Source organism: Methylophilus sp. 'Pure River' (assembly GCF_046765995.1).
Taxonomy (GTDB): domain Bacteria; phylum Pseudomonadota; class Gammaproteobacteria; order Burkholderiales; family Methylophilaceae; genus Methylophilus.
In genome coordinates this window covers 45,695-58,494 of the sequence record NZ_JBKOUE010000013.1, presented here as the reverse complement: position 1 = coordinate 58,494, position 12,800 = coordinate 45,695, and the positions used below count along the sequence as shown (strand labels likewise).

The 12,800-nt window shown below is 52.2% G+C and carries 9 protein-coding genes; 4 read left to right on the top strand and 5 right to left on the bottom strand.

Going from position 1 to position 12,800, the window contains the following annotated elements:
- Positions 1-54: 54 nt before the first annotated feature.
- The 3 genes from ACIDE9_RS14030 to ACIDE9_RS14020 all read right to left on the bottom strand — a co-directional run bounded on the left by ACIDE9_RS14030 (position 55) and on the right by ACIDE9_RS14020 (position 3,385).
- Complete coding sequence (locus ACIDE9_RS14030; RefSeq protein WP_411995295.1) at positions 55-300, bottom strand: caspase family protein; 246 nt, start codon at positions 298-300, stop codon at positions 55-57.
- Between the two features lie 67 nt (positions 301-367).
- Positions 368-1,060, bottom strand: a complete 693-nt coding sequence (locus ACIDE9_RS14025) for an NrdJb (protein ID WP_411995294.1) — start codon at positions 1,058-1,060, stop codon at positions 368-370.
- A 159-nt stretch (positions 1,061-1,219) separates the two neighbouring features.
- Positions 1,220-3,385: an adenosylcobalamin-dependent ribonucleoside-diphosphate reductase gene (locus ACIDE9_RS14020; RefSeq protein ID WP_411995293.1), complete on the bottom strand. Its 2,166-nt coding sequence runs from the start codon at positions 3,383-3,385 to the stop codon at positions 1,220-1,222.
- A 375-nt stretch (positions 3,386-3,760) separates the two neighbouring features.
- Here ACIDE9_RS14020 and waaA point away from each other — a divergent pair, with 375 nt between their 5' ends.
- A complete protein-coding gene (gene waaA / locus ACIDE9_RS14015; protein ID WP_411995292.1) occupies positions 3,761-5,026 on the top strand; it encodes a lipid IV(A) 3-deoxy-D-manno-octulosonic acid transferase in 1,266 nt (421 codons plus the stop codon).
- Between the two features lie 714 nt (positions 5,027-5,740).
- On the opposite strand, the gene metH is transcribed toward waaA, so the two are convergent.
- The gene (metH, locus tag ACIDE9_RS14010) at positions 5,741-9,529 is read right to left on the bottom strand and encodes a methionine synthase (RefSeq protein ID WP_411995291.1); all 3,789 of its coding nucleotides are present in this window, start codon (positions 9,527-9,529) and stop codon (positions 5,741-5,743) included.
- Between the two features lie 58 nt (positions 9,530-9,587).
- Positions 9,588-10,241 carry a DUF2490 domain-containing protein gene (locus ACIDE9_RS14005; RefSeq protein ID WP_411995290.1) on the bottom strand — a complete coding sequence of 218 codons (654 nt, stop codon included), beginning with the start codon at positions 10,239-10,241 and terminating at the stop codon, positions 9,588-9,590.
- Positions 10,242-10,359: 118 nt separating this feature from the next.
- Here ACIDE9_RS14005 and ACIDE9_RS14000 point away from each other — a divergent pair, with 118 nt between their 5' ends.
- The 3 genes from ACIDE9_RS14000 to ACIDE9_RS13990 all read left to right on the top strand — a co-directional run bounded on the left by ACIDE9_RS14000 (position 10,360) and on the right by ACIDE9_RS13990 (position 12,686).
- Positions 10,360-10,746, top strand: a complete 387-nt coding sequence (locus ACIDE9_RS14000; protein ID WP_194742882.1) for a CidA/LrgA family protein — start codon at positions 10,360-10,362, stop codon at positions 10,744-10,746.
- Entirely contained in the window at positions 10,739-11,479 is a 741-nt protein-coding gene (locus ACIDE9_RS13995; RefSeq protein WP_411995289.1) for an LrgB family protein, read from the top strand. The genes ACIDE9_RS14000 and ACIDE9_RS13995 overlap by 8 nt, the downstream gene beginning before the upstream one ends.
- 865 nt (positions 11,480-12,344) lie before the next feature.
- Positions 12,345-12,686: a hypothetical protein gene (locus ACIDE9_RS13990; protein WP_411995288.1), complete on the top strand. Its 342-nt coding sequence runs from the start codon at positions 12,345-12,347 to the stop codon at positions 12,684-12,686.
- The last annotated feature ends 114 nt before the right edge of the window (positions 12,687-12,800 follow it).

The window sequence follows — 12,800 nt, the reverse complement described above, 5'->3', positions numbered from 1 at the left end:
TTGCTATCTCCGATAGACTTTGAAAAGCAGTTCAATCAATCGGCTGAACAGTGTCTACAAAGTTAGTGGCGATTCATAGTAAAAAACTAGCGCCTCTATATTTTGATCGAGGCTTTTAAAAAATGAGCTAATTATTTCAGTCATTTGCTCAGCGTTTTGATCTAAGTAAAGTTGCGTTTCAAAACCTCTTTTTCTTAGCAAGATATCCAGCAATACTGCATCAGCCTTACAGTTTTCAATATTAGGGAACTTAGCAGACTGATAATTTGCATTACCAATGAGTAGTGCAACTCTTTTCATTTAAATGACCATTACATAAATAGTTGAATAAAAAAGGAGCCGAAGCTCCCTTTAAATTTAACACTAATTAACCGCACTTACTATCACCACAATTCAAGCAGGTCATGCATCCATCCATTAGGATACTTGCTTTGGTATTACACTTTTTACAAAGTTGAGCCCCTTTGGGGAAGCCTTCGTCGTTTGACTCTTCACCTGACTTGGCGTGTTTTTCCAGGTATTCCGCTTTTTTCTCTTCAACCAGTTTTTGCTGGTGTTCATCCAAACCCGGTTTTTTCAGCATGCCGATTTCTTGCAGGTGTTTTTCTACGACTTCACCAATCTCAGCCACCAGGCTAGGCACAAACTTGCCGCCTTTTTTGAAGTAGCCGCCTGAAGGTTCAAACACGCTTTTCAGCTCTTCTACCAAGAAGGTGACATCGCCACCTTTGCGGAACACGGCGGACATGACGCGGGTCAGCGCGACTATCCACTGGAAGTGCTCCATGTTTTTGGAGTTGATGAAAATCTCGAACGGGCGGCGGTGTTCTTGTGGCGTGCCTTCGTACATGATGACGTCGTTGATGGTGATGTAGAGCGCGTGCTCGGTCACCGGCGTTTTGATTTTGTAGGTGTTACCCACGAGCATATCCGGGCGGCTCAAGGGTTCACCCATTTGAATGATGTTTGCGACAGGCGCTGAAGCGGCCTCGGCTGCTTTTTTGTCTTCATCGGTCACCAGTTTGTAGGCGGTGATTTTTTTGTCGATTCTGATTGCCATGTTGTTCTCCCTATTGGAGTATATTCTTTATCAATAATTCGTTTTAAGCGTCGCGTGTGCAGTGAAGGCTAGGCGCGTTTGGATTTTTTACCGGAATGTACAAGTAGTACATGAGGATTAAAAATTCAAACGTAACAACGCATTCACAAACAAAGCCGCTTAAAACTTGCCGTAATAGCCTTCTTTGAAAGCGTCGAATAAATTCGCCGCCGTGTGAATCTCACCATCGTACTCAATCTCTTCATTACCTTTGGCTTCGATTTCGGTGCCATCTTCCAGCGTGAATTTGTAAGTGGTGCTTTCGAGGTCTTTCTCGGTCACCAGTACACCCTGGAACGCTTCAGGGTTGAAACGGAAAGTGGTGCAACCTTTGAGGCCTTTGTCATACGCGTAGAGGTAGATGTTTTTAAAATCCTCAAAGTCGTAATCAGTCGGCACGTTAATGGTTTTGGAGATGGAGCTATCAATCCATTTCTGTGCAGCCGCCTGAATATCGACGTGCGCTTTGGCCATAATGGTGGATGAATCGAGGAAGTAATCCGGCAATTGCTCTTCCGGTTTATCGCTGAACGGCATGGCGTTAGCATTCACCAGTTCACGGTAAGCCAGCAGCTCGTAGCTGAATACGTCAACTTTCTCTTTGGATTTTTTGCCTTCACGGATGACGTTACGGGCATAGTGGTGGGCAAAGCTAGGCTCGATACCGTTGCTGGCGTTGTTGGCCAAGCTCAGTGAAATCGTGCCGGTGGGCGCGATAGAACTATGGTGCGTGAAGCGTACACCTTTGCTCGCGATCTGGTTACGCAGACCTTCTGGGAATTGCTGCATATAGCGGCTATATTTACCCAGCAACACTTTACCAGCCAGTTTCTGGCCAACCTTGATGCCATCGGCGGCCATTTCCGGGCGTACGCGCAGCATGTCGGCGGTGACTTCAAATTTCTCATCCATGATCGGTGCCGGGCCTTTTTCTTCAGCCAGTTGCACGCCGACTTCCCAACCTACTTCGGCCATGATGCGGGTGACTTCTTCAGTGAATTTCACTGAGTCTTCTTCACCGTATTTCATTTTCAGCATGGTCAGGGTTGAACCCAGGCCCAGGTAGCCCATGCCGTGACGGCGTTTGCGGGCGATTTCCTGACGCTGTTGCTCCAATGGCAAACCGTTGATTTCCACCACGTTATCCAGCATGCGGGTAAATACGCCCACCACTTCGCGGTATTCGTCCCAGTCAAAATGCGCATCGTCAGTGAATGGCTGGCGCACGAATTTGGTCAGGTTGACGGAACCCAGCAAGCAGGCGCCGTAAGGTGGCAATGGTTGCTCGCCACAAGGGTTAGTGGCGCGGATGTTTTCGCAGAACCAGTTGTTGTTCATCTCGTTGACGCGATCGATGAGGATAAAACCTGGCTCGGCAAAGTCGTAGGTGGAAGACATGATCACATCCCACAGACGGCGCGCTTTGATGGTTTTGTAAATGCGGCAAGCGACTTTACCGGCTTCCGGGCCTTCTGTTTTGGTCAGGTATTTATTTTTGATTGGCCAGTCACGCCACACCACTTGTGACTCGTCATTCACATTGAGGCCATCAATAATGGCTTCTTTCTCGGTCACCGGGAACGCCAAACGCCATTCGTCATCGGCTTTGACGGCTTCCATAAATTCTTTGGTGATCAGGCAGCTCAGGTTGAACTGGCGCAAACGGCCATTTTCACGTTTGGCTTTGATAAAGTCAGTCACGTCCGGATGCGAAATATCAAAGGTCGCCATTTGTGCGCCGCGACGGCCACCGGCAGATGAGACGGTGAAACACATTTTGTCGTAGATATCCATAAACGACAGCGGGCCGGAAGTATAAGCCCCGGCACCGGCGACAAATGCGCCTTTTGGACGCAAGGTAGAAAACTCGTAACCGATACCGCAACCGGCTTTGAGGGTCAGGCCAGCTTCGTGCACTTTGCCCAGAATATTGTCCATGCTGTCTTCGACCACGCCGGAAACAGTACAGTTAATGGTAGAAGTGGCTGGCTTGTGCTCTTGCGCACCGGCGTTGGAGGTAATGCGGCCTGCCGGAATCGCGCCACGGCGCAATGCCCACAAAAACTTTTCGTGCCATTCGGCTTTTTTGTCTTCGGTGGTTTCAACATCAGCCAATGCGCGTGCCACGCGGCTGTAAGAATCGTCCATGTCTTGATCAACATGCTCACCAGATTTAGTTTTGAGACGGTATTTCTTGTCCCAAATATCAAGCGAGACAGGCTGCACCGGAATATCGACGGCGACCTCTTCTGACTGGACTTTCTTTTGTTCAACGGCTTTCAGCATCGAGTTCTCCCACCTTTGGTGATTCTTATTAATTGATAACGCGTTGTGAACCGGAAAAACCCTGCGGCTGACAACGCGCTGGCACGAAAGATTGGCTTAAAACAAGCGTTTACACGCCATTTTTGCCGCACGCTATGGCTTGCGATTAGGCCCCAATCAAACACAACATCTTGTGTTGGTGGCAGTAATTTATGCCTATATTTTGTTGACGTCAACCCATTTTTTACGCCTTTTTTTGGTGCGTATAACTTGCATTCCGGCAATCACTTTTACTACAAGGCCTCAGGCATAGGTGAGTCATCACTCTCGTGTTTTGCATGCATTTCATTGGTGCGTGCCGACGAGATGTCAGCACAAATATGCGAGAATATCGCCATGCCAAGATTCGTCTATACCCTGCTCATGTTCGCGGTAGCCGCCCTGCTGCCGCTCAAGCTATTCTGGCGGGGCCTCAAGCAACCCGAATACCGCCAGCATGTGGGTGAACGCTACGGCTTTTACACGCAATCCGTTAATGCACCTGTCATTTGGCTGCATTGTGTTTCGGTGGGTGAAACACGCGCCACACAACCACTGATTCAAGCCCTGCTGGCACACTATCCGCAACACCAGCTCTTGATCACCCACGGCACGCCCACCGGTCGTGACACCAGCAGTCAGCTCTTTAAGCAGGAAATTGCCAATGGCCGTGTGCTGCAAGCCTACCTGCCGGTAGATACGCCGGGCGCCAGCAAACGTTTTCTGGCGCACTTCAACCCTGACTTAGGTTTGTTAATGGAAACCGAGCTATGGTTCCATCTCATTAACCAGGCCACGCGGCTAGGCATCCCCATGGCATTGCTGAGTGCCCGACTCTCGCCCAAATCAGCCGCTGGCTACGCCAAACTCGGCAGCCTGACGCGCAAAGGCCTGCAACAATTATCATTGGTCGCCGCACAAACGGCCGCCGATGCCGAGCGCCTGCAAGCACTGGGGGCACAACACCCCATCATCTGCGGTAATTTGAAATTCGATGTCACGCCGCCCGCAGACAGTGCAGAAAAAGGCGCCGCGCTGCGCCAATTGCTAGGTAAAGACCGCACCGTGTTCATGGCAGCGAGTACGCGTGAGGGTGAAGAGTCATTAATCCTCGACGCCGTACAAGGCACCGATGTACTCACCTTGTTAGTGCCACGCCACCCGCAACGTTTTGCTGAAGTAGAATCGCTGCTTAAGGCACGCGGCTTGCGTTATGTATTGCGTACGGAGCTGGTGCAACCCTTGAATGACGATGTCCAGGTGGTGCTGGGCAATAGCATGGGTGAGATGTACACCTATTACGCCGCAAGTGATTTCGCGGTGATGGGTGGCAGTTTGCAACCGCTGGGCGGGCAAAACCTGATTGAAGCAGCGGCCATGGGTGTACCGACGATATTAGGGCCAAATATGTTTAATTTTGCGCAAGTGACGCAAGCGGCTGTGATCGCGGATGCAGCAGTGCAACTAGGCGATGTGACGGAGCTGCATGGCATGATTGTTACCTTGGCGGCGGATAGAAGCAAAGTGCAAACGATGGCGCAAGCGGCGAAGGGGTTTACGTTGCAGCATAGAGGGACAACACAGAGGTTGATGGCTGCAATAGCGCCTTTATTAAAAAGGTAATTCTCCACGTTGAAAGTGGCTTGCGAATATAGAAATATTGCCGAATAAGGTCACATCTAATTTCGCCTATTGGCGAGTCACTTTCTGATGCTTGCCCCTCAGAAAGTAACCAAAGAAGAGGGCACCCAGCCATCACGGCCTTCGGCTTCCTTGTGTTGCTCAACAAAATAAGCCGGTCACGAAACTCAACCTAGCGGGCTGCACACTACGCAGCCCACCGCGGGATTCGGACAGTCGCTCCCTCTACTCTTATTTTGTCTCCGCTACTCAGCGTGATGGAATGGGATTGATCTCACCAAACTAACATTGTCGAAATCTGAACGATTCAAAAACCGGATTCTTTTATTAAACCTGCTAAACGATGGCGCTCGCGGGTGTTCGGGGCCCCCATCTGCCGCGCCGAGCAACGCAGGGTTGACGGGAGTCTTCGGCCATCGGCTGTTCGAGCTCCGCAACAAGCCACGTCTTTTGTGGCTTGTCAGGGCGAGTTTCGATGGACGCCCGGCAAGCCGAGTAGCGCAGGAATCAAGCGGAAGCTGGGGTGCATTTCTTTTGGTTACTTATTCTTTGGGCAAGCAAAGAAAAGTAACTCGCCGAAAAGGCGAAACAAAACGCCACATAAACACACAAACCGAAAAATCACCTTCACCGCGCATCAAAAAAACAAAAAAGGCGCACCTCTCAGCACGCCCTTTTCATTCGACCCAACATACATTAACCCAAGTTTGGCGCTAACCACCGCTCCAGCCAATCCTTATCCACATTGCGCCGTTTCGCCATATCCTCCAGCTGGTCATTGCCTATTTTATCCACACTGAAATACCTGGATTCAGGATGCGCAAAATAAAAGCCGCTTACTGCTGCCGCTGGCAGCATGGCGTAGCTATCGGTGAGCTGCATGTCGATCTCGGTAGCTTGCAGCACCTTGAACATATCCTCTTTCACCGTGTGGTCGGGGCATGCCGGATAACCCGGTGCCGGACGGATGCCTTTGTATTGCTCTTTAATCAGCGCTTCATTGCTTAAGTCTTCGTCTGCCGCATAGCCCCACAGGTCTTTACGCACGCGCTCGTGCATGTACTCGGCAAAGGCTTCAGCCAGGCGATCGGCCAGTGACTTGAACATGATGGCATTGTAGTCATCGTGATTTTTTTCAAAGTCAGCCAGGCGTTTTTCCATGCCCAGGCCAGCAGTCACCGCAAACAGGCCAATGTAATCATCGGTGCCTTTAGGCGCAATAAAGTCAGCCATACACTGGTTCGGTCTGGCGACGCCGTCAATCACCGGTTTTTGCGTTTGCTGGCGCATGCCGTACCAGGTGAGTGCGACCTGGCTGCGGGTGTCATCGGTATAAATCTCGATATCGTCGCTATTGACCTGGTTGGCGGGCAACAAAGCAATGACGCCATTGGCGCTGAGCCAGCGGCCATCAATAATACGCTTGAGCATGACCTGTGCTTCGGCAAACACTTTGGTCGCAGCTTCGCCAACGATTTCATCTTTCAAAATCGCCGGATAGAAACCTGCCAGATCCCAGGTCTGGAAGAACGGGCCCCAGTCTATGTATTGCGCAATCAGCGCGAGATCGATATTTTTAAAGACGCGGCGGCCGATAAACTTAGGCTTCACTGGCGCAGCAGCGCCGGTAAACTCCAATTTCGCGGCGTTGGCGCGCGCATCGGCTAGGCTTAGCATAGGCACACCTTTTTTATTGGCATGCTGATGACGGGCTTTTTCGTAATCGGCTTGAATCTCGGCCAGGTAAGCGCCGCGCGTTTCTGGCGTGAGCAGGTTTTGCATAACGCTGACGGAGCGCGAGGCATCCGGCACGTAAATCACTGGACCTTCATAGTTAGGTGCAATTTTCACCGCCGTGTGCGCACGGGAAGTGGTGGCGCCGCCAATCAGCAACGGCGTCTGGTTTTCGACAAAGTGCGGGTCGCGCTGCATCTCTTTGGCGATATAGGCCATTTCTTCAAGCGACGGCGTAATCAAGCCGCTCAGGCCAATAATGTCGGCGTTTTCACGCTTGGCCATTTCGAGGATTTCCGCCGCGGGCACCATCACGCCCATGTTCACGACCTCAAAGTTGTTGCACTGCAACACGACGGAAACGATGTTTTTGCCGATGTCGTGCACATCACCCTTCACCGTCGCAATCACCACTTTGCCTTTGGGCTTGGCGACCATGCCAGTGCGGCGTTCTTCGGCGGCTTTTTCTTCTTCAATAAATGGAATCAAATGCGCGACGGCAGATTTCATTACGCGGGCGGATTTCACCACCTGCGGCAAAAACATCTTGCCCTGGCCGAACAGGTCACCGACCACGTTCATGCCATCCATCAGCGGGCCTTCGATGACGTGAATCGGGCGACCGCCGTTGTTCATAATGTCCTGGCGCACTTCTTCGGTGTCGGCGACGATAAAATCGGTAATGCCATGTACCAGCGCATATTCCAGGCGCTTGCTCGCAGGCACAGGTTGCTCTGGCGTGCCACGCCAAGCCAATGTGGCTTCGGCTTTCTTGCCACCGGCGACCAAGGTCCCGGCGATTTCAATCATGCGCTCGGTCGCGGCCAGTGGATTGTCAGGGTCAACGACACGGTTGAGCACCACGTCTTCGACGCGCTCACGCAACTCGGCCGGAATATCGTCATAGACGCCAACCATACCCGCATTGACGATCCCCATGGTCATGCCGGCCTGGATAGCGTGGTAAAGGAACACAGTATGGATGGCTTCACGCGCCGGTTCGTTGCCGCGGAAGCTGAAACTCACGTTAGACACACCGCCGGAAATGCGGGCGTAAGGTAAGTTCTGCTTGATCCAGCGCGTGGCTTCGATAAAGTCCACCGCATAGTTGTTATGCTCTTCGATACCGGTGGCCACGGCAAAAATATTCGGGTCAAAAATGATGTCTTCCGGCGGGAAGCCGGTGCCGACTAACAAGTCGTAAGCCCGTTTGCAAATTTCGGTTTTACGCGCAAAGGTATCGGCCTGGCCAGTTTCATCAAACGCCATCACCACCACGGCGGCACCATAGCGCTGGCACAATTTGGCCTGGCGTAAAAACTCGGTTTCGCCTTCTTTCATCGAAATCGAGTTCACAATCGCTTTGCCCTGTACGCACTTCAGGCCTGCCTCAATCACCGCCCACTTGGAGGAGTCGATCATGATAGGCACGCGCGCAATGTCAGGCTCTGAGGCGACCAGGTTGAGGAAGTGCGTCATGGCTTTGACCGCATCCAGCATGCCTTCGTCCATGTTGATATCAATCACTTGCGCGCCGTTTTCTACCTGCTGGCGTGCCACGCTGAGTGCTTCTTCGTATTGCTCGTTGATGATCATGCGCGCGAACGCTTTGGAGCCGGTGACGTTGGTACGCTCACCGACGTTCACATACAGTGAGCTTTCATCGATGATAAATGGCTCCAGGCCTGAGAGCTTGGTTGTGACCGGTAGCTCAGGTACCTCGCGTGGTGGCAGGTCTTTAATCGCGTTATAAATGGCGTTGATATGGGGTGGCGTGGTGCCGCAGCAGCCACCGGCAATATTGATAAAACCGCTCTGGGCAAATTCCTTGACCAGGCTGGAAGTCACGTCTGGTGTTTCATCAAAGCCGGTATCAGACATCGGGTTAGGCAGACCGGCGTTGGGGTAGATACAAACAAAGGTATCGGCCACTTTGCTCAGTTCTTCGGCATACGGGCGCATCAGCGTCGCACCGAGTGCACAGTTCAGGCCCACGGTGAGCGGTTTGACATGACGCACAGAGTGCCAGAATGCAGTTACGGTCTGGCCAGAGAGGATACGGCCAGACGCGTCGGTCACCGTACCGGAAATCATGATCGGCCAGGTTTTACCCTGCTCGTCAAAAAAGCTTTCAATCGCAAACAAAGCCGCTTTACAGTTAAGCGTATCGAAGATGGTTTCCACCATCAGGATATCCGCGCCACCATCGACCAGGCCACGAATTTGCTCCATGTATGACGTCACCAGTTGGTCAAAACTGACATTACGTGCAGCCGGATCATTGACATCAGGCGAAATGGAAGCAGTTTTGGGCGTAGGCCCTAAGGCACCGGCCACAAAGCGTGGTTTGTCTGGCGTGCTGTATTTGACGCAAGCGGCTTTGGCCAGTTTGGCCGACTCGACGTTCATCTCGTACACCAGGTGCGCCATATGGTAGTCGTCTTGCGCGACGCTGGTGGCGCCAAAGGTATTGGTTTCGATGATGTCGGCCCCGGCGGCGAGGTATTTCTCGTGAATCTCCTGAATCACATGTGGCTGTGTCAGCGTCAGCAGCTCGTTATTGCCTTTGACAAACAGCTCGCGCTCGCCCGGCGGGCCTTGAAAGTCCTTGAAACGCGCACCGCGATAATCCGCTTCCGTCAGCTTGTATTGCTGAATCATGGTGCCCATCGCGCCATCCAGAATCAGGATGCGTTTTGAAAGCGCGTCACGTAACCATTGTTCTGTGGCGGAAATCGACAGTTGCGTCATGCGTATCAACTTGAAAACAAAAGCGATATTTTAACACAAGGGCTTTCTGGCGCTGCGGCTAGAAATTGAAACGGAAGGTGGTCATCAGCACGTGGTTTTCACGGTCCGTGGTACGCGTATTCACGAACTGATTCAGGTAACCAACATCAACATTGGAAAAATTACTAAACTTCCAATTCACGCCGAGGAACAAGCGGTTCTGGTCTATGCCACGCCGCACGCCCCATTCGGTCTGGTTCAGGCTGATAAATAACTCGTCATAAACAACCCACTGCAATTGTGGATGCCATTGGCTAGGCGTGGTCGCCCTGACCATCTGCCGCAAACGGTGGCCGACATCCTGAAAGTCTTCGCGGCGACGTTGCTCAAAGCGCGTGCGGCTGGTGAAAGTAACGTTGGCCACCTCGTCAAACTGGTGTTGAAACTGCTGCCACAGGCGGTTTTCACGCTGCGCAGACTGGCCGGACGGATGACTGATAATGGTGTCATAGCCTAACCAGACGCTGCTGTTCGCGTTGAACTTGTAAAACACCGATGGCCGCAAAATCAACTGGTCAAAATGCTGACCCTCGTCACGCCAGCGCGGATGCGTGTCCATGCTCCAGTAAAAGTTGTCGGCAGGCAGCTTGCCCTGGGTGTAGATGCTTAGCCAGTAACGACCATCCTCTTCAGTGTCGGCCAGCGCCTGTGGCAGTCCACACACGGCAAACATGAACAAAATGCGGCTCAAAAAAATATAGCTGAATCGGAAAAATGACATTAACATCGCGGCAATCAACAATTGTAAGAATGGGCCCGTCTGATGGACGGACAGACCTATAGGGGATCGCATGATATCAGGTTTGGTTCAACTCTTTTTATGGCAAGGTCTGGGCGAACTGCTGAGCAAGTTCTTTTTGCCGGGCATTCCGGGGCCGGTACTCGGCCTGCTCTTGCTGCTGACATTTTTATGCCTGAAAGGCCAAGTCAATAGCGACCTGGCCATGGTGGCCGACAGCTTTCGCCAGCACCTGGGACTCTTGTTTGTGCCTGCCTCGGTAGGTGTATTGCTGTTTTTGCCCGAACTGCAAACCCATGCATTGGCAGTCGGCACCGCGCTGGTAGTCAGCGTGATCCTGACCATTGCGGTGACCGCCATCGTACTCAAAGTGTTCTGGTATTTCTCGCTCAAGCGTCACAAACATATCACCATCAACAAGGGGCAGCGCCATGAATAAGCGTATCCCGATTTCCGAAATCTGGGTCTATCTTTCTGGCGACCCGCTATTTGCGCTGATTATTACATTGGCCACTTACCAGATTGGCTACCTGCTGTATGTCCGCGCCAAACGCCATCCGCTGGTGAACCCGGTGGCCATTTCAGTGCTGGCTACTTGCGTGCTCATCAACCTGCTCGACATGCCGTATGAAAAGTATTTTGAAGGCGCGCAGTTTGTGCACTTCTTACTCGGCACGGCCACGGTGGCTTTGGCGGTGCCAATTTATAATGGCTTTAAGCGCATGCAGGGCAAGATTTTTCATATCTGGGTGGCACTCACGGTTGGCAGTACGGTGTCTATCGTCAGCGCGGTGGCCATCGCCAAATGGATGGGCGCAAGCGACAATATTATCGGCAGCATGTATGCCAAATCGGTCACCGCACCGATTGCCATGGGCATAGCCGAGCGACTCAATGTGTCTCCCACCCTAACCGCAGTGTTTACCGTAATCACCGGCATGCTAGGGGCGATTCTGGCGCCCTATATATTAAATAGCGTGAAAGTGCATCAATGGTGGATACGTGGTACCGCCATTGGCGTTGGCGCGCATGGGCTTGGCATTACGCGCGCGTTTAGCGTCAACGAAGAGGCTGGCGTTTATGCCAGCATGGCGATGGGGTTGAATGGCGTGATTAGCGCTATAGGCTTGCCGATTGTGTTGACTTATCTGCGACCGCATCTGGGGTTTTAGCCACTAATAAAACATTCCATTCGCCTCTCGGCGAGTCACTTTCTGGTGCTTGCCCCTCAGAAAGTAACCAAAGAAGAGGGCTCCCAGCCATCACGGCCTAACGGCTCCCTTGCGTTGCTCGACAAAACAAGCGGTCACGAAACTCGCCCTAGCAGCTTGCACACGACGCAAGCTGCCGCGGTGCTCAAACAGTCGCTCCCTTCTCTCTTGTTTTGTCTCCGCTACTCAGCGTGATGGAATGGGATTTATCTCGTCAAACTCACGTCGCATAAATGCGGACGGTTTAAAAACCAGATTCTTTTATTAAACCCGCTAAAGGATGGCGCTCTCTTGGTGTTCGGGGTCCCCATCTGCCGCGCCGAGCAACGCAGGGTTGACGGGAGCCTTCGGCCATCGGCTGTCCGAGTTCCGCAACAAGCCACGTCTTGTGTGGCTTGTCAGGGCGAGTTTCGATGGACGCCCGGCAAGCCGAGTAGCACAGGAAACAAGCGGAAGTTGGGGTGTCTTGTTCTTTGCCTTCTTTCTTATGGACAAGCATAAGAAAGAATGGTCGCCGTAAAGGCGAAACACATCAGTCATAAACTCACCTAGGGCAAACAAAGAAAAGTAACTCTCCAACAAGGCGAAAAAGTAGCTGACCATCTCCAAAACGGCGCAATCTCGCGCACCAAACTGGTGCACCCAAAACTGACAGCCAGCTTACAAAAGGCACTTTTCTTCGAACTCGGCGTGATAGCGTATTGTCATTCGCTATGCATCAGGGTACATTGTAAGCAATGTAAAGAGCTCAATCTGCGTATCACCGAGACTCAACTCCTGCTTGTTTTTAATATTGGCTTTTGATTTCTTTCCATACACTCATCGCATGCAAAAACATCTGAACACCGCCGCGTTGCAGCTCAGACTGTGGGTCGTCACAGTGCTGCTGGCTGTGCTCGGCTTTGCATTGGTGGCTGAGTTTTCAGATCACTCCAGCTACAGTGACGATACCGTGCGTGTACGCGTGGCCGAAGTCGTTGAATACTCCGGTGATGGTGAAATACCCTTTTCTTCCCTTACCCCACTGATTTCCCCACCCGCAAGCATGACAGTTGCTTGCGTGATTCTGTTTGCGTTGCTGGCCTTGCCTCGCCGCCGCGTGACCCCACGCCCGGTGTTTGTTCGTCACCTGCACTCGCGCGCACCACCCGCCAACACCCAGGTGTAATCCGCGTTTGCGCTCTGCACAACGCCGCTGATTGCCACTTTCCCCCTCGTTGTTACCAGCACTCTCATAAGCGTCCTTTCAGGACGGCGCCTAGGCTAGCGGTTGTGGTTTGCA

Coding starts and splice junctions, on each gene's coding strand:
- ACIDE9_RS14025 (WP_411995294.1), bottom strand. CDS start 1,060: ATGGCAATCAGAATCGACAAAAAAATCACCGCCTACAAACTGGTGACC.
- ACIDE9_RS14030 (WP_411995295.1), bottom strand. CDS start 300: ATGAAAAGAGTTGCACTACTCATTGGTAATGCAAATTATCAGTCTGCT.
- ACIDE9_RS13995 (WP_411995289.1), top strand. CDS start 10,739: ATGAATAAGCGTATCCCGATTTCCGAAATCTGGGTCTATCTTTCTGGC.
- metH (WP_411995291.1), bottom strand. CDS start 9,529: ATGACGCAACTGTCGATTTCCGCCACAGAACAATGGTTACGTGACGCG.
- ACIDE9_RS14020 (WP_411995293.1), bottom strand. CDS start 3,385: ATGCTGAAAGCCGTTGAACAAAAGAAAGTCCAGTCAGAAGAGGTCGCC.
- ACIDE9_RS14000 (WP_194742882.1), top strand. CDS start 10,360: ATGATATCAGGTTTGGTTCAACTCTTTTTATGGCAAGGTCTGGGCGAA.
- ACIDE9_RS14005 (WP_411995290.1), bottom strand. CDS start 10,241: ATGTTTGCCGTGTGTGGACTGCCACAGGCGCTGGCCGACACTGAAGAG.
- ACIDE9_RS13990 (WP_411995288.1), top strand. CDS start 12,345: ATGCAAAAACATCTGAACACCGCCGCGTTGCAGCTCAGACTGTGGGTC.
- waaA (WP_411995292.1), top strand. CDS start 3,761: ATGCCAAGATTCGTCTATACCCTGCTCATGTTCGCGGTAGCCGCCCTG.